Here is a 23,536-nt window from a genome sequence, read left to right as displayed (position 1 = left end):
GAGCGCTATGCGTCTCTCTGAAGCCCGTGCGTCCGCTTGGACGCACAAGCCGGGTCCGATGCGCTGAAGTCCGGGCATGAGGTGGAGGAGCAAAGATGGCTTGTCAATGGCGACAGGTCGCCACTGGCAGCAATTGATCCCGCCGGGGACCTGAAACAGCACGCCGACCTGACGGCGGCCGGGCACAAATGAGCGTGAAGGATATTAGCTTCGACTTATGGAATCGCTGAGATTAAAACCACTGCACCGGCGGCAGGCGCCGCCGGCAAGGAAGACCGCCAGTGGTGAGCGGACTATGTCAGGTGAGCGTCAATGCGAGGTCGGTTGCGCCCTCAGTTTCTCAATCGCATCCTTGAGTGCCAGCTTGCGTCGCTTGAGATTTACGATGTCGAGATCGTCGACCGACGGGTGATTCATCGCGTCATCGATTTCGCGTTCGATGTCGCCGTGTTTCCGCTGCAACTCATCAAGATGGGATGCAAGAGACATGATTGGTTCTCCCTTTCATGGTTTCCTCGATTGCAGCCGTCAAAGGCACGTCCACCGCAGGTCGCATCTGTGACGGCACAATGACAGTGTGCCACCATCAGGCGGCGATGTCGAATGCTGCGTGGTAGCATTCCACGACAACGTGAAATGTGATATGGGCTGCGCGCCGGTGGCAGAAATTGCCGCCCCCGCCCAACCAGGCCCAGTTTTGGGCGCCGCAGACGTGCAGACGGTAGAGAATGTCCGATCAGGAACAGGCCGATACTCGCCTCGAATTTTCCCGGCTGAAGCAGGAACACGCCGATTTCGATGCCGCGATCAACGCGATGATCGCCATGAATTGCGACCCGCTGCAGATCCAGCGCATGAAAAAGAAGAAGCTGGCCCTCAAGGACCGGCTGATGAAACTGGAAGACAAGATCATTCCAGACATCATCGCCTGAGACGCGGACGCCTCGCGCTCGCCGGCACTTTCCACCTACCCCCCAATCGAAAGCCCGGCGGCGCGGCCGCGCAGCAGGCCGATGAGATCGGCGGTCCGCTCCTCCGACGTGTCGATCGGAACCACCAGGCACATCGTCGCCTCGACCTTGCCTGGCGCTGAAAAGACCGGCACGGCGAGGCATTTCGTATAGGCGTCGACCAGACCCGAGGTGACGCAGTAGCCGGTCACCCCTGCCTTTGCGATGTCGGCGATGAAATCCTCGAGCCGCAGCTTGCGGCCGTCAGGCAGCACGAGATCGTCGTCAGACACCATGGCTTCGATCGCCGCTCTATCCAGCCCCGCAAGCAGCAGGCGGCCCGAGGCGGTCCAGGGCAGCGGTATCTGCAGGCCGGTGGCCGAACTGATGCGGAACGGCCTGGTGCCGGGGCTGGAATGGACGATCGTGTAACGGCCGCTCTGCAGCATGCACAGTTCCGAGGTCTCGCCGGTCTCGCGCGACAGATGATCGACCTCCTGGCGCCCGCGTCGCAACAGGTCGTTGCCGCGCACATAGTCCATTCCGTAGAGGTAGAGCTTCTTGCCGAAATAGACACGGTTGCCGTCGCCGGCCATTTCCAGCAGACCGGCGTCGACTAGCGACCGCACCAACGTGTAGGTGGTCGAACGCGGCGCATTGACCCCCTTGGCGAGATCGCCAATGCCGATCGCACGCTGCGTCGTGTGAAGAAATTCCAGGATCTCCAGGACCCGGTTGAGACCCTTTTCACGGGAGCCCGGCGTCTTCTCGTCGGCTGAAACAGCCAAAACACTACCATCTTGCATTGTCGATTCCCGGTGTTAGTATCTGTCTTGTACAGGATACATGCGTCTCTTGTAAGAGACAATCTTTGATAATCGCTGTCGCGTGCATGGCCTGTGCATGGGGAACACAACACGAAAGGAGGTCGCCGTGAACGACACATCCGGAAGACGTGATTTTCTGAAATTGGGAATGGCGGGACTTGCGACGGCAGGCGTTCTGGCAACCGTCGATGCGCAGAAGGCCGCAGCGCAAGCCGCATCCGACAGCCTGCTGCGCACCGTGCTCGACCGCGGCAAGCTGATTGTCGGCACCGGCAGCACCAACGCACCGTGGCATTTCGAGAACGATGCCGGCGAACTGGTCGGCATGGACATCACCATGGGCCGCATCCTCGCCAAGGGCCTTTTCGACGATCCGACCAAGGTCGAGTTCGTCATGCAGGATCCGGCGCAGCGCATTCCCAACGTCACCACCAACAAGGTCGACATAACCATCCAGTTCATGACCATGACGGCCCAGCGCTCGCAGCTGATCAACTTCTCCCGACCCTACTATGTCGAGGGCGTTGCCTTGCTGACGCTGCCGACCGCCGAGAACAAGACCTTCGACAAGCTGCTCGCCGGCGGTTCGGCGACCCGCATTTCCATCCTGCAGAATGTCGACGCCGAAAGCTCGGTCCACTACGCTCTGCCGCAAGCGCAGGTGCTGCAGATCGACACCCAGGCCAACGTGCTGCAGGCGCTTGAATCCAAGCGCGCCGACGCTGCCGCTGTCGACCTGTCCACCGTTCGCTGGCTCGCCTCGCGCAATCCCGACAAGTATTTCGATGCCGGCAAGAGCTGGTATTCGATGCTTTACGGAGCAGCACTTCGGCAAGGCGATCTCGACTGGCTGACCTTCGTCAACCAGACCTTCACCATCGCCATGTTCGGCCATGAATCAGCGCTCTACGACGCAGCCTTCAAGGACTATTTCGGCCAGGAACCGCCGGCGCGTCACCCCGGCTTCCCGGTCATCTGATCCCGGATTGCGGAAGGGCGGCGTTCCAGTCCTTCCGCAATCGACTCGACGCCCTTCACACCGAGGCGGATGCATGGGCTATGCCCTCAATTTCAACCTGATCTGGCGGCATTTCGACAAGCTCTGGGGCGGCCTGCTGCTCAGCCTCGAACTTGCCGTGATCTCGATCGCCATCGGCGTCGTCATCGGCCTGGTGCTCGCGGTCTGGTATGTCTCGGCCGGACGCGTGGTGCGGGCGGTGATCGCGGCTTATGTCGAATTCATCCGCAACGTGCCGCTGATCCTGCTGGTCTATCTCGTCTTCTACGGCCTGCCGACCGTGGTCGACCTGGCCTACAGCGCACCAACCTCATTTGTGCTGACCCTGTCGGTCTATAGCGGCGCCTATCTGGTCGAGGTGTTTCGCTCGGGCCTCGAGGCTGTCCCGCGCGGACAGCTCGATGCCGGCAAGGCGATCGGCCTGACGCCTTGGCAAAGGCTGCTTCATGTACGCCTGCCGACCATGCTGCGCATCACGCTGCCGGCGCTCTCCAACACCTTCATCTCGCTGTTCAAGGACACCTCGATCGCCTCGGTCATCTCGGTGCCGGAACTCACCTTCGGCGCCCAGTGGATCAATTTCAACACCTTCCGCATCGTCGAGGTCTACCTAGTCACCACCGCCATGTACCTGGTGACGGGCTACATCATGCTTTTTGGACTGCGGCTCGTGGAGCGCCGGTTCAGGGCGGCGCGCTGACATGCTGAGCCAGATCCTCTACGCACTGCCCTTCCTTGCCGCAGGCTTCGCCGTGACCTTGTGGGTCTCGCTGCTGGTCGTGGTTCTGTCGCTCATCGCCGGCGTCCTGCTGGGCGTTGGCCTGGTCTATGGACCAATGCCGCTGCGCTGGGCGGTGCGCATCTTCTCGGACACCATTCGCGGCATTCCGATCCTGGTGCTGATGTTCTTCGTCTATTACGGCCTGCCCGCGATCGGGCTGCATCTGCCGTCGTTCTGGGCCGCGGTTTCCGCGCTCACTCTGTTCAAGACGGCGCAGGTCATCGAGTATCTCAGGGGCGCGGTCGGCTCGATCCCGAAGGGACAATTCGAGGCCGCGATGGCGATCGGGCTGACCTTTCGCCAACGGCTCACCTATGTCATCTTTCCGCAGGCCTTCAGGCGCTTCCTGCCGCCCTGGATCAATGGGGTCACCGACGCGGTCAAGGGCAGCGCACTGGTGTCGCTGCTCGGCATCACCGACTTGATGCAGGCCATCAACCAGGTCATCGGCCGTACCTATGAAGCGATGCCGCTCTATATACTGGGCGCGCTCATCTATTTCGCGGTCAATTACGCACTCTCGCTCGCCAGCCGGCGGCTCGAGCGGCGTTTCTCCTTCATCCGGGAATAGCACGATGTCCGAAGCCCCAAACGCCGGTCCGGTACTGCTCGACGTGCGCGACGTCTCAAAAGCCTTCGGCACCGTCGAGGTGTTGCGCTCCGTCAGCCTTCAGGTGAAGCGCGGCGAGGTGGTGACTGTCATCGGCCCTTCCGGTAGCGGCAAGACCACCCTGCTGCGCTGCGTCAACTTCCTCGAAAGCTACGACAGCGGCTCGATCCGCATCGATGGCAACGAGGTCGGCTACCGCGAGGCCGGAACGCGCCAGCGCCGCCGCGAGCGCGATCTTGCCGCCATGCGTGCCGAGACCGGCATGGTGTTCCAGAGCTTCAACCTGTTCCCTCATCTGACGGCGGCCGGCAACATCATGCTGGGCCTGACCAAGGTGCGGGGAAAGAAGGAGGCCGAGGCGCGATCGATCGCAGAACATTGGCTCGGCCGCGTCGGCCTCGCCCACAAGGCCGACAGCCTGCCGGCTGAACTCTCCGGCGGCCAGCAGCAGCGCGTCGGCATCGCCCGCGCCGTGGCCATGGAACCGAAGATCCTGCTGCTCGACGAAATTACCTCCGCCCTCGATCCCGAACTGGTCGGCGAAGTGCTGGCCGTGGTGCGCAGCCTGGCCGAAGACGGCATGACCATGCTGATGGTGACCCACGAAATGGCCTTCGCCCGCGACGCTTCGAGCCGCATCGTCTTCATGGCCGACGGCGGCGTCAGCGCCGTCGGACCGCCGAAGGAGATCCTCGCGGCGGAGACCACCAACGAGCGCCTCCGCACTTTCCTGGCGCGCTTCCGCGCCTCGCACTTCTAAACCCAGGCGGCCAGGCCGCCCAAGGAGCCTTCATCCATGACGCCTTATATCAGGCTCGCCGAACTCGGCCTGACGCTGCCCGAGCCGCCGACGCCGATCGCCAACTTCGTCACCCATGCCGAGAGCGGCCGGTTGATCTTCCTCTCCGGCCAGGGGCCGCTGCGCGCCGACGGCACACTTTGCACCGGCAAGGTCGGGGAGGATGTGACGGTCGAGCAGGCCTATCAGCATGCCCGGCTGACCGGGCTCAACCTGCTTGCCGTCATGCATGCCGCCGCCGGCGATCTCGGCCGCATTGTGCGCGTCGTCAAGCTGCTCGGCTTCGTCAATGCGACGCCGACCTTCAGCGACCATCCAAAGGTGGTCAATGGCTGTTCGGACCTGTTCGCTAATGTCTTCGACAAGATCGGCGGCCACGCGCGCTCGGCGATCGGCGTCGGCTCGCTGCCTGGAAACATCACCGTCGAAATCGAAGCGGTCGTCGAGATCGCCGCCTGACCTGCCACCCACGGGATTTGCTCACATGAAAACCTATTCCGACACCGGCTCCAACACCACCATCCGCGAACGGCTGGGCTTGCGGCCGATCATCAACGTCTCCGGCACCATGACCGCGCTCGGCGCCTCGATCATCGTCCCGGAAGCCATCAGCGCCATGGCCGAAATGGCCTCGCAATGGGTTGAGATGGACGATCTGCAGCGCGCCGCGAGCACGGTTGTCGCGCGCCTCACCGGCGGCGAGGCCGGCTTTATCACCGCCTGTTGCGCCAGCGGCATCACCATGGCGGTTGCCGGCGCGATGACGGGAACCAACCTGCTCGCCATCGAGCGTCTGCCCGACGACACCGGCGACCTCAAATCGGAGGTCGTCATCCAGCTTGGCCACATCGTCAATTACGGCGCGCCGATCGACCAGTCGGTCCGGGTCGCCGGCGCCAGGGTGGTGCCCGCCGGCACGGTCAGCGTCACCCAGGACTATCATGTGCGCGAAGCGATCAACGAGCGCACGGCGGCGGGCCTCTACGTCGTCGCCCACCACACCGTGCAATACGGCATGCTGTCGCTGGAGGAGTTCTGCGAGATCTGCCACGCCAAGGGGGTGCCTGTCATCGTCGATGCCGCGTCCGAATACGATCTGCGCGGCTTCCTCGCGCGCGGCGCCGATGTCGTCGTCTACAGCGGCCACAAATTCCTGAGCGGGCCGACCAGCGGCATCGTCACCGGCCGCAAGGACCTTGTGCGATCAGCCTATCTGCAGAACCGCGGCGTCGCCCGCGCCATGAAGGTCGGCAAGGAAAGCATCGCCGGCACCATGGCGGCGCTCGAAGCCTGGGAGAAGCGCGACCATGCCGGCATCCGCCGGCGCGAGGAGGCGGCACTCAATCTGTGGAAGGACACTTTGCAGGGACTGCCCGGCATCGCCGCCATCATCATTCCCGACCCAACAGCCAATCCGCTCGACCGGCTGCAGATATTCGTCTCGCCCGAGAGCCGCTTCACCGCCGCCGGTCTTGCCTCGGCGCTTGCCGCCGGCTCGCCGCCGATCATCGTGCGCAACCATGAGGTCGAGCGCGGCCATTTCTTCCTCGACCCCTGTAATCTTCATCCCGGCGAGGCGGAGATCGTCGCTGAGCGCCTGCACGCCGTGCTGACCGCGAAGGAGCGCCCGGGCGACGCGATGAGAATTGCGCGCAAGGATTCGTCGGGTGTTTTGCGCTGGCCGGATTGATCGCCAACCGACCATGCCGAAAGCACCGGCTGATCACGCGACCGTGAACAGCCGGATTTGCCCGCGCGGGAATAAATCGTCTCCTCAACAAGTCTCCTCGACATACGCCACGGCTGGCGTTGAGGAGATCGGCATGCCCCATCATCGCGAGCACAGCGAACCTGGCTGCGGCGTCAGCCGCGATCATGCGCTGGCGAGCATGACCGTCATCAGTCCCTCCTCCGTGGCGCGCCTTCTTTTCATGGCGCTTGACACTGGTGACGCAGATGAATTCACTTTCAGCAAGGCAAGCGACTTTGCCCGTTTCCGGGGGCTTTGCTCCTGCACGCCAGGCAAAGTCGCTGTCGCATCTTGAGGCGGCACGGCCTGTCCGCTCCGGAGGGGATCATGGTGCTGCTTTGAGCGAGAGAGCCCAGGCAGAGCGCTTCAACCAGGTGGTGCTGCCGCATCTCGGCGACGCGCTGGCGCTTGCCCGCTGGCTGACCGGCAATGCCGCCGACGCCGAGGATGTCGTGCAGGACGCCTGCATCAAGGCGCATGCCGGCATGTCGGGCTATGCCGGCGGCAATGCCCGTGCCTGGCTGCTGACCATCGTGCGCAACACCTCCTACACCTGGATGGCGCGCAACCGGCCGCGCGCCATGATGGCCGTCGGTGATCTCGGCGATCTCGACGACATGGCGGCGGCCCATGGCACCAGCCTGCCCGACGAGGACGGTCCGGAAGCGAGCCTGATCGCCAGGGCCGATACGGCGGCACTCGAGGCGGCAATCGCTGCCCTGCCGCAGCCGTTTCGCGAAACGCTGGTGCTGCGCGACATTAACGGCCTTAGCTATCGTGAGATCGCGGCCATGCTCGACGTGCCGATCGGCACGGTGATGTCCAGGCTGGCCCGCGCCCGCGGCCTGCTGGCGTCTGAACTGGGGAGAGCGCCATGACCGGCCATGACGACGGACTGCCCAATGATCCCGAAAGTATCAGACTGATGATCCATGCCCTTGTCGATGGCGAGCTTGATGCGGCGGCGGCCCTTGCCGTAGAGCGTCGCATCGCCGCCGACCCCCGGCTTGCCGCCGAGCATGCCCGCATCCTTGCCTTGCGAGGCGCGATCAGCCGCTTGCCGCGCCCCGAAGTCGGCGACGCCTTTCGGACCCGCATCGCGTCGATCGGCATGGCGGGCACCGACCAGCAGCAGGACCACGCGGAGGCGGCGCAGCCGCAGCGCGGCACGCCGTCGAAGCTCCCCGGATTGATTGCCGGCGCAGGCCAGCGACGGGAAGCCGGGACGCGTCCTTCGCAGGCGCGGACATCGCCAAGGGCACGCCGCTTCGGCTCGTTCGACTGGCGCGCCATGGCCGCGTCGATCATGATCAGCGCGGTGCTGGCCAGCGGCGCGACGCAATGGGTGATGTTCAACGGCGCGGAAGACGGCTTTGCCGCCGCTGTCGCCAGCGGCCATCGCCGCAGCCTGCTCGCTGCGAGCCCGATCGACATCGTTTCCTCCGACCGCCATACGGTCAAGCCTTGGCTCGACGCCCGGATCGGCGTCTCGCCACCAGCGCCCGACCTTGCCCAGGACGGTTTCGCCCTCATCGGCGGCCGGGTCGAGGTGATATCAGGCCGGCCGGTGCCGGCACTGGTCTACCGTCACCGTGAGCACCTGATCACGCTCGTCGCCGAACCGCAGCAGGGCGGCAAGACCACTCAGCCGGATGATCTTTCCTCGGGCGGCTTCTCGATGGTGCACTGGAGCGACGGCGCCTTCTCCTACTGGGCGATCTCCGACATGGAGCGGCCCGAACTCGACGACTTCGTCGCCCGCTTCCGCAAGGCGGCGGTATGAGCCGGATATGGCCGTCGGCACTTCGCCGATGGCCTGAAATCCTTGCGGCCCCGCGCGAATTCCGCTAAGGCGCGCCTTTGTCGCCGGGAGCAGAAGCTTGAACGATCAACGCGCCGACGTCGCCATCATCATGGGCAGCCAATCCGACTGGGCGACGATGCGCCAGGCAGCGGAGACGCTGGAGGCGCTTGGTGTCCCCCACAAACGGCTGATCATTTCGGCGCACCGCACGCCCGACCGGCTCTATGAATTCGCCAAGGGCGCCAAGGCGGCCGGCTACAAGGTGATCATCGCCGGCGCCGGGGGTGCGGCGCATCTGCCCGGCATGACGGCGGCGATGACGCCACTGCCGGTGTTTGGCGTGCCGGTGGAATCGAAGGCGCTGTCGGGCCAGGATTCGCTGCTATCCATAGTCCAGATGCCGGCCGGCATTCCGGTCGGAACGCTGGCCATCGGCAAGGCAGGTGCGGCGAACGCCGCCCTCCTGGCCGCTGCCGTGCTGGCGCTCAATGACGACAAGCTTGCCCAGCGCCTCGACGCGTGGCGCGCCTCGCAGACCGCCAAGGTCGCGGCCGAACCGACGGACACGCCGTGAGCCTGCCCGCCGGATCGACCATCGGCATCATTGGCGGCGGCCAGCTTGGTCGCATGCTGGCAATGGCCGCTGCCCGCCTCGGCTACCGCACCGTCGTGCTGGAGCCACAGCCGGATTGCCCGGCCGCCCAGGTCGCCAACCGGCAGATCACGGCCCCCTATGACGACCCGGCCGCGCTTGCTGAACTGGCCACGGCGAGTGCCGTTGTCACCTATGAATTCGAGAACGTGCCGGTGGCCGCTGCAACCGCGCTTGCCGCCAAGGTGCCGGTCTATCCGCCGCCGCGCGCGCTCGACGTGGCGCAGGACCGGGTGAGCGAAAAGACATTCCTCAACGGCATCGGCATCGCCACCGCCGATTTCCGTCCGGTCGACACCGACGACGGGCTGGCGGCGGCGCTGAAGGCATTCGACGGCAGCGGCATCCTGAAGACGCGGCGCATGGGCTATGACGGCAAGGGCCAGCGCGTCTTCCGCAACATCGAAGCCGGCGGTTTCGCCGGCACCTGCGAGGCGATGGGCAATGTGCCGCTGATCCTGGAAAGTTTCGTGCCGTTCGAGCGCGAGATTTCCGTTATCGCCGCGCGGGCGCTGGACGGCACTGTCGCCGCCTACGATCCGGCCGAGAATGTGCACCAGGACGGCATTCTGCACACATCGACCTTGCCGGCCGGCATTGCGTCGGCGACCGCGCGGGCCGCGAAAGACGCGGCGACGAAAATCCTGTCGGCGCTCGACTATGTCGGCGTCATCGGTGTCGAATTCTTCGTATTGGCCGACGGTTCGCTGCTGGCCAACGAGATCGCGCCCCGCGTCCACAATTCCGGCCACTGGACCGAAGCCGCCTGCATCGTTTCGCAGTTCGAGCAACATATCCGCGCCATTGCCGGCCTGCCGCTGGGCAGCCCCGACCGCCATTCCGATTGCGTGATGGAGAACCTGATCGGCGACGACGTGCTGCGCGTTCCAACGCTGCTCGCCGAGCCCGACCTGATGCTGCACCTCTACGGCAAGGCGGAAGCCCGGGCCGGCCGCAAGATGGGCCACTTCACCCGCATCGGCCGCCGCGGTTAGAGCAATTCCAGGAAAAGTGTGTAACGGTTTTCCGTCCGGAATTGCGTAACAACCGCTCTGATACCAAACACGCCTATTGCACCTCGTCGCTCTCGTCCTCGCCGGGACTGGCGCAAGTCGCATCGCCTTCCTCGCAATTGGCCGAGGCGGCGAGCTGCTTGATGCGGTCATTGGTCAGCCCGGTCAGGCATTGCGAGACCTCCATCGCATGGATGGACCCGCCTTGGCTGGCGGCTGTGGAATGCGTGCACTCGGCGTCGCGGAAGGCGATCCAGGCCCTTTGCGCCGCCTGCAGCGATCTCTTTCCATCGGCATCATCGGAGCTGATCAGGTCCTGATAGGCCTTGTTGAGCCTGGCGTCGGCCGCCTGATAGTCCTCGCCCGCACAGATGTTCATCATTTGCTGGCTGTCGTCGGAACGGTCGCATTCCTGCGCTCGGGCAGCCGCGCTCGCCGCCATGACGACGAGGCAAGCGGACAGGAATATTCGGCGCATGGTCGTCCCCAAATCACTTGAACTAAACGACATCATCCCAGCCGGCTCACGGCCGCGCAATGCCACGGGGCCGACATGGCGGATATTTGATGATATCAGGACGCGGAGCACGCTTGCGATCGACTTACGGTTGACATGGGCAAGGCTCCTCGTTTATGAGCCACCCACCGTTCAAAAGGCGCGTCTTCTGGCGCGCCTTAAAATTTCGACCCGGAATCGGGTTCACACCGACAGGCAAGACCATGAAGATCAAGAATTCGCTCAAGGCGCTGAAGGCGCGTCACCGCGACAACCAGCTGGTTCGCCGCAAGGGCCGCGTCTACATCATCAACAAGACCGCCCCCCGCTACAAGGCGCGCCAGGGTTGAGCTTTCGGCCGGAGGCTTTTTGTCTCCGCCCATTGATGTTTGTCGGCCTGCCGATCTTCTCACGCTAAAATCACTTTGCGGTTCCGCCGCCCGGGACTAGAGTCGGGCGATGCGGATCCTTTTTGCATTCTTGACGACTTTCCTGGTTTCCGGCGTCATCTCCCTGCCGACGCAGGCCGGTGACCGGCCGATCGCGGTCGCAGCCACGGATGGTCAGTCGGCGCCCTCCGATGCCCAGCCTGCGGCCCCGGACACTCCGGCCCCGCCAATGACGAAGCAGGCGCGGATCGACAAGCTGTTCTCCGACCTGAAACGCGAGCGCAACGAAAAGGCCGCCGAGCGCATTGCCGGCAACATCTGGAACGAATGGTTCCAGTCCGGCAGCGCCTCGATCGACCTGATGATGCAGTGGTCGCAAAAAGCGATGAACGATCGGAAGTTCGACGTCGCGCTCGATTTCCTGGACCAGGTGGTGACCTTGCAGCCAAACTACGCCGAAGGCTGGAACCGCCGCGCCACCGTGCATTTCATGATGAAGAACTACGGCAAGTCGATGGCCGACATCGACCGCGCGCTGCAGCTCGAGCCACGCCATTTCGGCGCGCTGTCGGGCCTGGCCCAGATCATGGCGGAGACGGGCCACAAGCAATCGGCGCTCGAGGCCTGGCAAAAGGTGCTGGCCATCTACCCGATGATGCGCAGCGCCCAGAACCAGGTCGCCACCCTGTCGGAAGAGCTTGCCGGCGAAGGCATTTGATAGACTAGGCGGTAGGGGAAGAGGCCGCCTACTCCCCTACTCCCCTACTCCCCTACTCCCCTACTCCCCTACTCCCCTACTCCCCTCCATTCCCATATCCCCGCATGAACCTGATCTATGCCGCGCTCGCCTTCCTGATGGCGCTTGTCCTTGCCCTTGTCGGCGTGACCCGCGTCGGCTCATGGCTGATCGAGCACCGCAGTCCGCCGGCCGGCGAATTCGCCGACATCGACGGCGCCCTCATCCACTATGTCCACATCCCCGCCCCAGCCGATGCGGATCTGCCTCCGATCGTCTTCATCCATGGCGCCAGCGCCAATCTCAGGGATCAGATGCTGCCGTTGAGGCCACTGCTGGAAGGCCGTGCCGAAATGCTGTTCTTCGACCGGCCGGGCTTTGGCTGGTCGGGACGCGGCCCAGGCAACAATGAGGATCCATCGGCGCAAGCCGCAACCATTGCCGCACTGATGGACCGTCTCGGCATCAGGAAGGCAATCATAGTCGGCCATTCCTTCGGGGGCGTGGTGACGGCGGCTTTCGGCCGCGAGCATGCGGACAAGACGCTCGGCCTCGTCTTCCTGGCACCGGCAACCCATCCCTGGCCGGGCGGCGCGACGTCCTGGTACTACGACCTGACCATCATTCCGGTGATCGGCCGGCTGTTCTCCGAGGCCCTGAGCTATCCTGCGGGAACATTGCGGATGGCTGATACCACGACCTGCGTCTTCTCGCCCAACAAGGCGCCGGACAATTATCTCGCCTCAGCCGCGATCCCGCTGGTGCTGCGGCCATCGGCCTTCCGCGCCAATGCCACCGACGTCGCCGGACTCTATCGGTATGCACTTGGCGCCGCGCCTCGTTACAAAGAAATCACGGCGCCGACCGTGGTCATCTCCGGCGACCGCGACAAGGTCGTCTACGCGCATATCCATTCCGTTGGCCTGGTGCGCGACATCTCAGGCGCCGAGCTCGTCTGGGTGCATAATCTCGGTCACAAGCCGGACTGGATCGCCCCCGACCTCGTCATCGGCGCCATCGAGAGGGTCGCCGGCAGGGATATCGATCTGGAGGCGATTGCCAGGAAGGTGGAGGCACGGATTGCCGGCGACGCCTATGGCGTGGGCAAATGCGCCGACATCAAGGAACCTGGAGCGGAACTCGCGCCGACCTGATGCATGTCGTCCGAAAACGGTCATCGCAAGATGCCATCAGGACCTGAGCGGCATGTACTGGGCCCAGATCAGTATCCGTACGGCCCTATCCCTCGCGCAGGCCGGTTTCTCCAGCGAAGAAACCACGCGGAAGCCACGGCAAGAGCGCTCAGGATCGCGGCCGATTACCGGCCGGTTTCCGATCCGACATAGGCGATGCGCAGCATGTTGGTTGATCCCGGGGTCCGCAGCGGCACGCCTGCGGTGATGATGACCCGGTCGCCCGGCTTGCCGAAGTCTTCTTCCAGCGCAATGCGGCAGGCGCGGTTGACCATGTCATCGAGATCAGTGGCGTCCGGCGACACGACGCAATGCGTGCCCCACAAAAGCGACAGCCGCCGCGCCGTGTTGACGATCGGCGACAGCGCGATTATCGGCACTTGCGGGCGCTCGCGCGCGGCGCGCAGGCCGGTGGTGCCTGATGCCGTGTAGGTGACGATCGCCGACAGTTTCAGCGTTTCGGCGATTTCGCGGGCGGCCAGCGAAATGGCGTCGGCGCCGGTCGCTTCCGGCTCCGAACGCTGTGCGTTGATGATGCCGGCATAAGTCGGATCTGTTTCGACTTTGGTGGCGATGCGGTTCATCATGGCAACCGCCTCGACCGGATAAGCGCCCGCCGCCGATTCCGCCGACAGCATGACGGCGTCGGCGCCTTCGAAGACGGCGATCGAAACGTCGGAGACCTCGGCGCGGGTCGGCACAGGGGCGGTGATCATCGATTCCAGCATCTGCGTGGCGACCACCACAGGCTTGCCGGCGCGGCGCGCGGCGCGCGTGATCTGCTTCTGGATGCCTGGCACGGCTTCCAGCGGCATCTCGACGCCGAGATCGCCGCGGGCGACCATCAGAGCGTCGGACAATTCGATGATCTCGGCCAGGCGGGTGACGGCCTGCGGCTTTTCGATCTTGGCCATGATGAGCGCGCGGCCGCGCGCGATCTTGCGCGCTTCGGCCAAGTCTTCCGGCCGCTGCACGAAGGACAGCGCGACCCAGTCGACGCCCGTGGCGAGCACCGCGTCGAGGTCCTTGCGGTCCTTCTCGGTCAGCGCGCCGACCGGCAGGTCGGTGTCGGGCAGGCTGACGCCCTTCTTGTCGGAAATGGTGGTGCCGGCAATGACGGTGCAGACGATCGACTTGCCGTCGCTCTTCACCGCCTTCAGCTCGAGCTTGCCGTCGTCGATCAGGAGGCGATGGCCAGCCTCGACCGAACTCAGGATTTCAGGATGCGGCAGGTAGACCCTGGTCGAGGTGCCGGGCGCGGGATTGTCGTCAAGCGTGAACGTCTGGCCCAGCGTCAGCACCTCCTTGCCGTTGGCGAACTTGCCGACGCGCAGCTTCGGACCTTGCAGGTCGGCCAGGATGCCGATCGGCCGGCCGACTTTTTCCTCGACGGCGCGGATGCGTGCGACCAGCGTGCGCATCAGCTCATGATCGGTATGGCTCATATTGATGCGGAAGACATCAGCGCCGGCTTCAAACAGCTTCTGCAGCATCTCCTCGGACGAGGAGGCCGGACCGATTGTGGCTAGGATCTTGACCTTGCGGCTACGTCTCATTGACTATTCGTTCCCGGGGCGGCTGGGGCGCCTCCCGTTGCGGGCTCATCGGTGAGCTGGACCATCCAGCTTGCCTGCTCGCCCGTGTCATATTCCTGGAATCCGGCGCGCTGGAAGCCTCGGGCGACGCAGTCGCTTACGCCGGCGATCTTGAACTCTTTTTCAGCCACGCACATGTTGATCGGGCCGTCCCAGCGTCCACCGCGCTCCGCGTCTTCTGCATAAAGATAATAAAACCTTGATGACAGCGGCCCTTCGATCAACGTCTTGCAGCTCGATCCTTCGATGTGCCACCAGCCCTCGGTAATCCAGCCGGCTTTGGCACGATAGCCGATGCCGACGCCGACCAGGTTCTGTGTGGCGTTGCAGACGCGGAAATCGGCGCGCGCCGGCGAGGCCATGACCATTGCCGACACGCCGACGGTCAGGATCAGGAGCGGCATGGCGAAGCCGGAGCGCATGCGCTGCCTGCCGGCGGAACCCATTCCAAAACCCCTCAAGAACCACATCAGCATCTCTCTGCGCCCCTTTTCGGAAAAGTCCGGGCGCATGTCAACGCACCGTTTCAACCAATCCAATCGATTTAGGAAGGCTCCCGGCGCACGATCCGTCGCCCCTTGCCAGATTTCAGCGGAAACCTTGGCCAAACAACGGCATTGCGCACGCGTCGTCTTCGTGGAATGACGATAGCACCCTCCCCGGAAGCCAGCGAACAGCCCATTTCCCGCCAATGACCCGATCCACAGTTTTCGCGCCATTCGATATCGTCGAGGGCGACCGCAAGCGAGGCATCGTGCTCCTGGCCGATCATGCCCGCCGCGACCTGCCGGAGGAGTATGGCAGCCTGGGGCTGCCGTCGGTCGAATTCGACCGCCATATCGCTTACGACATCGGCGTCGAAACCGTGACGCGCGAACTGGCGGCCCTGCTGGATGCGCCCGCGGTGCTCGCCAATTTCTCACGGCTGCTGATCGATCCCAACCGCGGCGAGGACGATCCAACCCTCATTCGCCAGCTCTATGACGGCACGGTCGTGCCGGGAAACTATCCCATGGCGCCGGAAGAACGCGAAAGGCGGCTTGATCGCTTCTACCGTCCCTATCACGATGCGATCGGCGCCATGATTGCATCGGTCGCGCAAGCCGCCGGCAAGGCGCCCTTCATCTTCTCGGTGCACTCCTTCACGCCTGCCATGCAAGGCAAGCAGCGGCCCTGGCACGTCGGCATCCTCTGGGACAAGGACGACCGGGTGGCGCGGCTGCTGATCGACATGCTGGCTGAAGACAAAAACCTCATCGTCGGCGACAACGAACCGTATGACGGCGCTCTGCACGGCGACACCATGTTCAAGCACGCCATCGTCAATGGCTATGCCCACGCGCTGATCGAAATCCGCCAGGACCTGATAGCGGACCAGAAGGGCGCCATCGCCTGGGCCGAACGGCTGGCGCCGATCGTTGACGCCATCGACCGCCGTCCCGATATACATGCGGTAAAGATGTTCGGCTCGCGTACCGGGCCGCTATGACGGAGGTTTCGATGACCGAACTCAGCGACGAAAAGAAGCGCGACTTCGAAGCCGCTGCCTTTCGCCGGCTGGTCGAGCATTTGCGCGAACGCGGCGACGTGCAGAATATCGACCTGATGAACCTCGCCGGTTTCTGTCGCAACTGCCTGTCGAACTGGTATCGCGAGGCGGCCAATGCCGAGGGTGTCGATCTCTCGAAGGACCAGTCGCGCGAGATCATCTACGGCATGCCCTATGCGCAGTGGCAGGCGCTCAACCAGACAGAGGCTTCGGACGCCAAGAAGGCGGAATTCGAAGCAAGGCGTCCCAAGGATCACTGAGTTCGTTTGGCCCAAATGCTTTCCCGAAAGAGCGCTTGACTGAAAATTGAATCGATCTAATTTGCCGCGCAAAGCCATTTTCTGACCGGATTCGCCTCATGAACGCGCCGAACGCCATGCAGACTGCCATTCGCGGCCGATGGGCAGTCGCGGCCATTTTCCTCGCCAATGGCTTCCTGACCGGCAGCTGGGCGCCACAGATTCCGGTATTCCTGACGCGGCTGGACATCTCGAAATTCACGCTCGGCCTGCTGATCCTTTTGTTCGGGGCCGGTGCGGTCACCGCCATGACATGGTGCGGCCACCTGATCTCCAAACATGGCTCGCGCACCGTGCTGCGCTGGTTCGGTCTCTGCGGCAGCCTCGGCCTGCTGGTCGTGGCGCTGGCGCCCGACGTGCCGCTGGCGGCCGTCGCCATGTTCATCTTCGGCGGCTCGATCGGCGGCATGGATGTAGCCATGAATGCCAATGCGGTGGTGGTGGAACGGCGGCTGGGGCGCGCCATCATGTCCTCGTCGCACGGCTTCTGGAGCCTCGGCGGTTTCGCCGGCGGCGCCCTTGGCGGCTTTGCCATCCAGAATTATGGCCACCTCGCCCATGCTTCGGTGGTGACCGCGCTTGCCTTCGCGGCAATCGCGGCGGCGGTGCCCCATATCGTGGCCGAAAACAGGCCGCAGGCGGCCGAGCATCATAAATTCGCCCTGCCGGCAAATCCGTTGGTCTACCTGATCGGCCTGATGGCCCTGCTGACGATGATTTCCGAGGGCGCGGTGCTCGATTGGGCGGCGCTCTATCTGCGGCAGGAACTCGGCGCCGACCTCGCCGTCGCCGGCCTTGCCTATGCGGCCTTCTCCGGCGTCATGGCGATCATGCGCTTTTTCGGCGATGGCGTCCGCAACCGCTTCGGCGCGGTGATGACACTGCGCGGCTCAGCCATCGTCGCGGCCGCCGGCATGCTGATCGCCGGCCTGTCGCCCTCGCCCTGGCTCGCCATATCAGCCTTTGCGCTGTGCGGCTTCGGCATCGCCAACATGGTGCCGATCATCTTTTCGGCCGGCGGCAACCAAGAAGGCATGTCGTCGGGCACTGGCATGAGCGTGGTCACCACCATGGGTTATTCCGGCATTCTGGTGGCGCCGTCGGCGATCGGCTTCGTCGCCGAGCATTCCAGCTTCGGCCCGATCTTCATCGCCATGGCGGTTCTGCTGATCGTCGTCTTGCTGATGGCCGGATTGGCTCACCGCGCCGAATTCGCTCCGGATGCCGCGCCCGCCGAATAACGTTTCAATTCGTCATGGAGAAAGTCGGCCACACGGCGGATGCGCACGCTGCCGCGCACGTCGCGATGCATGGCCAGCCATATCGGGAGAGCAGGCAATGGCAGTCCGGGCAACACCTTTTCCACCAGCGGATCGCGGTCTGCCAGCGGCTCCTGGCCAAGACCAATGCCGTTTCCCGCCCGCACCGCTTCCCAGAGCACGATCTGATTGTCGGCCCTGAAGCGGAAACTGCTTCGGGTGACCGGGATACCATACTGGGAAAAGGCTCGGATCATTTCGTCGCTGCGATCGAAGCCAATCAGGGCGTGATGGACGAGATCGGCCGGCCCCATGGGACGGCCGCGCCCATCGAGATAGGAGATGGCCGCGCAGGCGCAGAGCGGGATATCGCAGACCTTGCGCGCCACCAGTTCGTTCTGCGCCGGCTTGACCATGCGGATGGCAATGTCGGCATCCCGGCGCAACAAGTTCTCGACCTGGTTCGACGCAACGATCTCGACCTCGATGCCGGGTTCCTCGATGCCGAGCCGCGCCATCATGTCGGGCAGCACATAGGCGGCCACCACTTCACTGGCGGTAATCCGCACCGTGCCTTCGATCGCCTCGACCGAGCCCAGCGCAAGCCGTGAAAAGGCACTAGCCTGTTCGCTCACCACCTTGCCGCGTTCGAATAGCGTGGCTCCCGCTTCCGTCAGCGCGTAGCCGTTTCGCCCGCGCCGGAAAAGCGTGACGCCGAGCGCCTGTTCCAACTCCCCGATGTGACGTCCAAGCGTCGGCTGGCTTGCCGACAGCTTTCGCGCCGCGGCCGACAGGCTGCCGGTTTCCGCCACGGTGACAAAGCTCTTGATCAGGTTCCAGTCGATGTCATCCATTCAATAATGAATATCAAACCTGCATTCATAGTCAATTTCAATTCATTAATGAAGCAATCATATTCGTCCTGCAAACACCGATACGGAACTGAAACAACCAACCAGGAGTAATCCAATGACCAAGATCGCACTCACCGCCGCCGCCCTTCTCATCGCCGCCAGCACCGCTTTTGCCGGCAGCGACAAGTTTGGCTCGGGCAATGCCAGCCAGCCGGCCGTCGCCGGCACCGACAATACGACCACGACCTCGATCAGCGAATCGGAGCCGACCAATCAGAAGCCTGTCATACCGGGCAGCAACCGCGACCTCTTCGGCAGCCGCTGAACGACGGTCCTCGGAAGATCCAGAAAGCGGCGGGCTTGTCCCGTCGCTTCACGGCAAACCCGCACTTCAAAACAAACCCCGGCACTCCAAAACGAATCCCCGCACTTCAAACGAACAAGGAGACGAAGAATGACCAAGATCGCAATTCTCGGCGCCAATGGCCGGCTCGGTCGCGTGGTTGCCAAGGCCTTCATCGACGCCGGCTTCGACGTCCGCGCAGTCACCCGTACCGGCAAGGTGCCGGCTGAGCTTAAGGGCGCCACGGCTGTTGCCGGCGATGCGCTGGATCGCCAATCGCTGATCCAGGCCACCGAGGGCGTCGAAATCATCTTCAACGGCCTCAACCCGATCTACACCGACTGGGGCAAGTGCCTGCCGATGGCCGAAAATGTCATGGCCGCCTGCCATGCCAACGGCGGGCTGCACCTCTTCCCCGGCACCGTCTACAATTACGGCTCGCCGATGCCGGCGGTGATCACGGAAGACACCCCCTTCCATCCGACCACGGAAAAAGGCCGTATTCGCTGCGCCATGGAGGATTTGTTCCGCCGTGAGGCCGAGGCCGGCCGCGTGCGCACGATTCTTCTGCGCGCAGGCGATTTCTTCGGTGGCACCGGCAGCGGCTCCTGGTTCGACCAGATCGTCGCCGCCAAGATCAACAAGGGCATCTACACCGCGCCTGGTCCGTCCGACCTCGTGCATGAATGGGCCTATCTCCCGGACTTCGCAGTCGGTTTCGTCGCGCTGGCCCGCAATCTCGACAAGCTCGGCTTCTACGAGGCGCTGAACTTTCCGGGACACGCAGTCACCGATCTTCAGATCAAGGCGGCCGCCGAGAAGGCCGTCGGCCATCAGCTCAAGATGACTTCCATGCCCTGGTGGGTGCTGCGCGCCGGCAGCCCGTTCGTGGCGATGTGGCGCGAGATCGTCTCGATGTCATACCTGCGCTTCGAGCCGCACCGTCTGGCCTCGACGCGGCTGGAAGGCCTCATCGGCGAAATCCCCCACACGCCGCTCGACCAGGCGGTCGCCGAGGCTCTCGAAGATATCGGCATCGCTACCGTAAATGGCACCGCGGAAGCAGCCTGAGGCTCGTCGCGGCCAAGCCCGCCAGCGGCAACAGCCGCTCAGAGCCGTCCCATCAACACCAGCACGAGAATCACCACCAGCACCACACCGACAAAGCCCGAAGGTCCATAGCCCCAGGATCGCGAGTGCGGCCAGGCCGGCACCGCTCCGATGAGGACAAGGATCAGGACGATGATGACGATGGTGCTGATCGGCATGACAAATTCCCCGCTCTGCGTTGTTTCGGAGACGATGCGTGGCATCGGCCTAGGGGGAAAATGCAAAGGCCGCCCGGTTGTTCCGGGCGGCCTTTGCCAGTCAGATTGGCAAGCCTGTCTATTCGGCGGCTTTCGGGTAGGCAATTGCCGGCTCGGCACCTGCATCCGCTGCCGGCGTATCCGACGAGATCTCGCCCTTGCCGCGCCGGAACAGGCGGCTGAACCAGCCGCGCCGCGCACCGGGCTTGACCTTGGCGCGCGTGAACACCATCAGCATCGACGGCGTCACCACAAGCGTCAGGATGGTGGCGAAGGACAGGCCGAAGACGATCGCCGAGGACAGCGAAATCCACCATTGCGTCGACGGCGCGTTGATCGTCGTCTCGTGATGGAAGATTTCGAGCCCAAGCCCGAAGGCGATCGGCAGCACGCCGAGAATGGCCGATACCGCCGTTAGCACGACCGGGCGGGCACGCTCGCGGCAGGTCTGCAGCACCGCGTCCATCTTGTCCCAGCCCTCTTCACGCAGCCGGTCGTAGGTGTCGATCAGCACGATGTTGTTGTTCACCACCACGCCGGCCAGCGCGATGACGCCGATGCCCGACATGACGATGCCGAACGTCTCGCCCGTGATCAGCAGTCCGAGGAACACTCCGATCGTCGCCATGACCACGCAGGACAGCACCAGCCAGACGCTGGTGAACTTGTTGAACTGCGCCAGCAGCACCAGAAAAATCAGGAAGATAGCGGCACCGAAGGCTTTGCTGAGGAAGGCGCTGGCCTCCGCGCTGTCCTCGTTCGAGCCGGCAAGCTTCCAGCGTATGCCGCTGCCGAGATTCATGTCGGTGACCGCCTGGGTGACCTGCTGCTGCACGGCGGCGACCTGGGCGCCGGCGGCAACGTTGGCCTGCACCACCACGGTACGGGCGCCGTCGATGCGGTTGAGGATGCCGACGCTCGGCTTCGCCTTGCGCACGACGAAGTTCGAGATCGGCACCGATCCTTGCGAGGTCTGCACCCTGAGCTCGTCGAGCGTCGACAGCGTGCGCCGGTCCTCCGGCAAGCGCAGCCGGATGTCGACCGCCTTGTCGGCGCCGGCAGGCCGGTATTCCGAAAGCTTCAGGCCGTTGGTGACGAGCTGCACCACCGTCCCGACCGAGGTCGGGCTGATGCCATACTGGGCAGCCTTGGCTCGGTCGACCTCGAGTGCCCAGTCGACGCCGGGCGGCGGCAAGCCATCGGAAATGTCGATGACGCCGGGCACCTTGGCGATACGCGCGGCGACTTCGCGCGCCTTCTCGTCCAATCCCTTGGGGTCGATGGCCGAAAGCCTGATCTGGATCGGCTTGCCGGTCGGCGGGCCGGCTTCCGGCACGCGCACCTCGACATCGACGCCGGGAATGCCCGCCATGACGCCACGCAGGTCGTTCAGGATATCGTTGGCCGATTTACGCTCGCGCCAATCGATGAATTCGTACTGGATGACGCCGACGACGTCCTCTGGAACATCCTGGCCGCCGCCCTCGGACTTGCCGACGCGGGTATAGACCGACTTCACTCCCGGCCAGCCGAGCAGCCGGCTTTCGGCGATCTTGGTCGCGGTATCCATTTCGGCCAGCGAAAGGTTGCCGCGGGCATGCACATAGAGCAGGCCGTAGTCGGGTTCGACGCTCGGGAAGAACTCGACGCCGGCACCGTACTTCGAATAGCCAACGAAGATGCCGGCCAACAAGACGACGGTCAGCACCATCACGGTGATGGGGAAGCGTACGGCCTGCTTGACGACAGCCATGTACCAGCCATCGCGATTGCCATCCTCGTGATGCTGCGGCGCCTTGGCGAAGATCGCCCCCAGCGTCGGCGCGAAGACCAGCGCATAGAGCATCGAGGCCGACAGTGTGACGATCAGTGTGATCGGCATGTACTTCATGAAATCGCCGATGATCCCCGGCCAGAACAGCAGCGGCGAGAAGGCGGCGATTCGCGTCATCGTTGCCGCGATGACCGGACCGGCCATGCGCTTGGCGGCAAGCGCGAAGGCTTCCTGCTTCGGCATGCCCTCGCTCATCCGTCGCTCGGCGAACTCGGTGACGATGATGGCATCGTCGACCAGCATGCCGACGGCCAGGATCAGGCTGAACAGCACGATCATGTTGATCGTGTAGCCCATCATGGCCAGCAGCAGGATGCCGATCAGGAAGGATGACGGAATGGCCAGCCCGATGAGCAGCGAGGCACGCCCCGACAGCGCGTAGAGGATGACGATGAACACCAGGATGACGGCGATCATCACGTGGTTCTGCAGATCGCCGAGCAACTGGTTGACGAAGACCGACTTGTCCTGCGTGTAGGTAACGTGCATGCCTTCGGGCATGGTTTTGACGAAGGTGTCGGACACCTCCCTGACCTTGGTGAGCGTGTCGATCAGATTGGCGCCGATGCGCTTCTTGACCTCGATGGCGATGGCCGGCTTGCCGTTGAGGCGCGTGATCGTCGTGGCATCGGCGAAGGTCGAGCGAATCGTCGCGATGTCCTTGGCCTGAACCACGGCATTGGGACCGGCAACCACGGGAAGTGCCGCCACATCCTCGGGCCTCTCGATCAGCGACGGCACCTTGACTGCGTATTTACCCTGCGAGCCCTCGATGTTGCCGGCGGCGACCAGGCTGTTGGACGCACCGACTGCGCCGATCAGCTGATCGAGCTGCAAGCCGTAAGACGACAGTTTCATCGGATCGATGACGACTTCGACCAGATCGTCGCGGGAACCCTGCAGGGAACCTTCGAGGACGCCGGGCACTTCCTCGATGCGGTCGCGCAGTTCGCGCGCCGCGGCCGCCAGCACGCGTTCGGGCAATTCGCCCGACAGCGTGACGACGAGCACCGGAAACTCGGAAATATTGACCTCGGTGACGACGGGCTCCTCGGCCGCCTGCGGCAGGTCGGCCTTGCCGTCCTGAACCTTGGAGCGCGTATCCTGCAGTGCCGTCGCCAGGTTCGTCTGCGGCTGGAACTCGACCAGCACATAGCCGCCGCCCTGGAAAGCGGCCGAGCGCATCTCCTTGAGGCCCTTCAGGCTCTTCAGCTTGCTTTCCATCGGCCGCAGCAGAAGGCGCTCGGAATCTTCAGGCGAAATGCCTTGATAGATCAGGCTGACATACATCATCGGAATCGGAACGTCGGGTTCCGCTTCCTTCGGTGTCGACTGATAGGCGACCCAGCCTGCAATCAGCAGGAAGACCAGGACCGAGATGGTCAGGCGGGCATTGTTGATCGCGAGTCTGACGATATCCATGACTTATGCCTGCTGTTGCTTTCGGGAGTGGCGAACGGACATTCTGTCGCCGGGCA

General features: G+C 63.9%; 28 protein-coding genes. 20 read left to right on the top strand and 8 right to left on the bottom strand.

Annotated features, from left to right (window positions below; translation table 11 throughout):
- Nucleotides 1–309: 309 nt before the first annotated feature.
- Entirely contained in the window at nt 310–489 is a 180-nt protein-coding gene (locus M653_RS0102455) for a YdcH family protein (RefSeq protein ID WP_027141862.1), read from the bottom strand.
- A gap of 239 nt (nt 490–728) precedes the next feature.
- On the opposite strand from M653_RS0102455, the gene M653_RS0102450 reads away from it, so the two are divergent.
- Nucleotides 729–932 (top strand): YdcH family protein, encoded by a 204-nt coding sequence (locus tag M653_RS0102450; protein WP_027141861.1) that lies wholly within the window; start codon nt 729–731, stop codon nt 930–932.
- A 35-nt stretch (nt 933–967) separates the two neighbouring features.
- Here M653_RS0102450 and M653_RS0102445 read toward each other — a convergent pair whose 3' ends face one another.
- A complete protein-coding gene (locus M653_RS0102445) occupies nt 968–1,756 on the bottom strand; it encodes an IclR family transcriptional regulator (protein ID WP_027141860.1) in 789 nt (262 codons plus the stop codon).
- Between the two features lie 169 nt (nt 1,757–1,925).
- Here M653_RS0102445 and M653_RS0102440 point away from each other — a divergent pair, with 169 nt between their 5' ends.
- The 11 genes from M653_RS0102440 (at nt 1,926) to M653_RS0102395 (ending at nt 10,186) form a co-directional block, all read left to right on the top strand.
- Complete coding sequence (locus M653_RS0102440) at nt 1,926–2,756, top strand: transporter substrate-binding domain-containing protein (RefSeq protein ID WP_010911956.1); 831 nt, start codon at nt 1,926–1,928, stop codon at nt 2,754–2,756.
- A 73-nt stretch (nt 2,757–2,829) separates the two neighbouring features.
- Nucleotides 2,830–3,495, top strand: coding sequence for an amino acid ABC transporter permease (locus M653_RS0102435; RefSeq protein WP_027141859.1), 666 nt, complete (start codon nt 2,830–2,832; stop codon nt 3,493–3,495).
- Between the two features lies 1 nt (nt 3,496).
- On the top strand, nt 3,497–4,147 hold the full coding sequence (locus M653_RS0102430; RefSeq protein ID WP_027141858.1) for an amino acid ABC transporter permease: 651 nt from the start codon (nt 3,497–3,499) through the stop codon (nt 4,145–4,147).
- Nucleotides 4,148–4,151: 4 nt separating this feature from the next.
- Nucleotides 4,152–4,946, top strand: coding sequence for an amino acid ABC transporter ATP-binding protein (locus M653_RS0102425; protein ID WP_027141857.1), 795 nt, complete (start codon nt 4,152–4,154; stop codon nt 4,944–4,946).
- 36 nt (nt 4,947–4,982) lie between these two features.
- Entirely contained in the window at nt 4,983–5,444 is a 462-nt protein-coding gene (locus M653_RS0102420; protein WP_027141856.1) for a RidA family protein, read from the top strand.
- Nucleotides 5,445–5,469: 25 nt separating this feature from the next.
- Complete coding sequence (locus M653_RS0102415) at nt 5,470–6,675, top strand: aminotransferase class V-fold PLP-dependent enzyme (RefSeq protein WP_032934933.1); 1,206 nt, start codon at nt 5,470–5,472, stop codon at nt 6,673–6,675.
- A 133-nt stretch (nt 6,676–6,808) separates the two neighbouring features.
- Entirely contained in the window at nt 6,809–7,030 is a 222-nt protein-coding gene (locus M653_RS01000000131980; protein WP_032934931.1) for a hypothetical protein, read from the top strand.
- 43 nt (nt 7,031–7,073) lie between these two features.
- Nucleotides 7,074–7,613 (top strand): sigma-70 family RNA polymerase sigma factor, encoded by a 540-nt coding sequence (locus tag M653_RS0102410; protein WP_027141854.1) that lies wholly within the window; start codon nt 7,074–7,076, stop codon nt 7,611–7,613.
- Nucleotides 7,610–8,518 (top strand): anti-sigma factor, encoded by a 909-nt coding sequence (locus M653_RS0102405; RefSeq protein ID WP_027141853.1) that lies wholly within the window; start codon nt 7,610–7,612, stop codon nt 8,516–8,518. Before M653_RS0102410 ends, M653_RS0102405 begins: the two co-directional genes overlap by 4 nt.
- Before the next feature lie 97 nt (nt 8,519–8,615).
- Nucleotides 8,616–9,113, top strand: coding sequence for a 5-(carboxyamino)imidazole ribonucleotide mutase (gene purE / locus M653_RS0102400; RefSeq protein WP_027141852.1), 498 nt, complete (start codon nt 8,616–8,618; stop codon nt 9,111–9,113).
- Nucleotides 9,110–10,186 carry a 5-(carboxyamino)imidazole ribonucleotide synthase gene (locus tag M653_RS0102395; RefSeq protein WP_027141851.1) on the top strand — a complete coding sequence of 359 codons (1,077 nt, stop codon included), beginning with the start codon at nt 9,110–9,112 and terminating at the stop codon, nt 10,184–10,186. The genes purE and M653_RS0102395 overlap by 4 nt, the downstream gene beginning before the upstream one ends.
- Nucleotides 10,187–10,259: 73 nt before the next feature.
- Here M653_RS0102395 and M653_RS0102390 read toward each other — a convergent pair whose 3' ends face one another.
- The gene (locus tag M653_RS0102390; RefSeq protein WP_027141850.1) at nt 10,260–10,682 is read right to left on the bottom strand and encodes a lysozyme inhibitor LprI family protein; all 423 of its coding nucleotides are present in this window, start codon (nt 10,680–10,682) and stop codon (nt 10,260–10,262) included.
- Nucleotides 10,683–10,924: 242 nt separating this feature from the next.
- On the opposite strand from M653_RS0102390, the gene ykgO reads away from it, so the two are divergent.
- The 3 genes from ykgO (at nt 10,925) to M653_RS0102375 (ending at nt 12,979) form a co-directional block, all read left to right on the top strand.
- Entirely contained in the window at nt 10,925–11,050 is a 126-nt protein-coding gene (gene ykgO / locus M653_RS0102385; RefSeq protein ID WP_006327841.1) for a type B 50S ribosomal protein L36, read from the top strand.
- A 109-nt stretch (nt 11,051–11,159) separates the two neighbouring features.
- The gene (locus M653_RS0102380; protein WP_027141849.1) at nt 11,160–11,807 is read left to right on the top strand and encodes a tetratricopeptide repeat protein; all 648 of its coding nucleotides are present in this window, start codon (nt 11,160–11,162) and stop codon (nt 11,805–11,807) included.
- A gap of 104 nt (nt 11,808–11,911) precedes the next feature.
- Nucleotides 11,912–12,979 (top strand): alpha/beta hydrolase, encoded by a 1,068-nt coding sequence (locus M653_RS0102375; RefSeq protein WP_027141848.1) that lies wholly within the window; start codon nt 11,912–11,914, stop codon nt 12,977–12,979.
- 164 nt (nt 12,980–13,143) lie between these two features.
- Here the strand turns inward: M653_RS0102375 and pyk are convergent, their stop codons facing one another.
- Nucleotides 13,144–14,574, bottom strand: a complete 1,431-nt coding sequence (gene pyk / locus M653_RS0102370) for a pyruvate kinase (RefSeq protein ID WP_027141847.1) — start codon at nt 14,572–14,574, stop codon at nt 13,144–13,146.
- The gene (locus tag M653_RS0102365) at nt 14,571–15,017 is read right to left on the bottom strand and encodes a DUF1036 domain-containing protein (protein WP_245262044.1); all 447 of its coding nucleotides are present in this window, start codon (nt 15,015–15,017) and stop codon (nt 14,571–14,573) included. Before M653_RS0102365 ends, pyk begins: the two co-directional genes overlap by 4 nt.
- 287 nt (nt 15,018–15,304) lie before the next feature.
- Between M653_RS0102365 and M653_RS0102360 the strand changes: the two genes are divergently transcribed.
- The 3 genes from M653_RS0102360 (at nt 15,305) to M653_RS0102350 (ending at nt 17,702) form a co-directional block, all read left to right on the top strand.
- The gene (locus tag M653_RS0102360; RefSeq protein WP_027141845.1) at nt 15,305–16,102 is read left to right on the top strand and encodes an N-formylglutamate amidohydrolase; all 798 of its coding nucleotides are present in this window, start codon (nt 15,305–15,307) and stop codon (nt 16,100–16,102) included.
- An 11-nt stretch (nt 16,103–16,113) separates the two neighbouring features.
- Nucleotides 16,114–16,422, top strand: coding sequence for a DUF1244 domain-containing protein (locus M653_RS0102355; protein ID WP_027141844.1), 309 nt, complete (start codon nt 16,114–16,116; stop codon nt 16,420–16,422).
- A gap of 98 nt (nt 16,423–16,520) precedes the next feature.
- The gene (locus M653_RS0102350; protein WP_027141843.1) at nt 16,521–17,702 is read left to right on the top strand and encodes an MFS transporter; all 1,182 of its coding nucleotides are present in this window, start codon (nt 16,521–16,523) and stop codon (nt 17,700–17,702) included.
- Here M653_RS0102350 and M653_RS0102345 read toward each other — a convergent pair.
- Nucleotides 17,660–18,574, bottom strand: coding sequence for a LysR family transcriptional regulator (locus M653_RS0102345; RefSeq protein ID WP_027141842.1), 915 nt, complete (start codon nt 18,572–18,574; stop codon nt 17,660–17,662). The two genes, M653_RS0102350 and M653_RS0102345, sit on opposite strands and share 43 nt — an antisense overlap.
- A gap of 115 nt (nt 18,575–18,689) precedes the next feature.
- On the opposite strand from M653_RS0102345, the gene M653_RS0102340 reads away from it, so the two are divergent.
- Together M653_RS0102340 and M653_RS0102335 are read left to right on the top strand one after the other, a co-directional pair.
- Nucleotides 18,690–18,899: a DUF680 domain-containing protein gene (locus tag M653_RS0102340; protein ID WP_027141841.1), complete on the top strand. Its 210-nt coding sequence runs from the start codon at nt 18,690–18,692 to the stop codon at nt 18,897–18,899.
- 129 nt (nt 18,900–19,028) lie between these two features.
- The gene (locus M653_RS0102335) at nt 19,029–19,988 is read left to right on the top strand and encodes an SDR family oxidoreductase (protein ID WP_027141840.1); all 960 of its coding nucleotides are present in this window, start codon (nt 19,029–19,031) and stop codon (nt 19,986–19,988) included.
- 38 nt (nt 19,989–20,026) lie between these two features.
- Here the strand turns inward: M653_RS0102335 and M653_RS01000000131975 are convergent, their stop codons facing one another.
- Nucleotides 20,027–20,185, bottom strand: coding sequence for a DUF3309 family protein (locus M653_RS01000000131975; protein ID WP_032934955.1), 159 nt, complete (start codon nt 20,183–20,185; stop codon nt 20,027–20,029).
- Between the two features lie 118 nt (nt 20,186–20,303).
- Nucleotides 20,304–23,480 carry an efflux RND transporter permease subunit gene (locus tag M653_RS0102325; RefSeq protein ID WP_027141839.1) on the bottom strand — a complete coding sequence of 1,059 codons (3,177 nt, stop codon included), beginning with the start codon at nt 23,478–23,480 and terminating at the stop codon, nt 20,304–20,306.
- Between the last annotated feature and the right edge of the window lie 56 nt (nt 23,481–23,536).

Source organism: Mesorhizobium sp. WSM3626 (assembly GCF_000513935.1).
Classification (GTDB): Bacteria; Pseudomonadota; Alphaproteobacteria; order Rhizobiales; family Rhizobiaceae; genus Mesorhizobium; species Mesorhizobium salmacidum.
The sequence above is the reverse complement of the archived record's forward strand: the minus strand, read 5'-3'. Positions and strand labels throughout refer to the sequence as shown.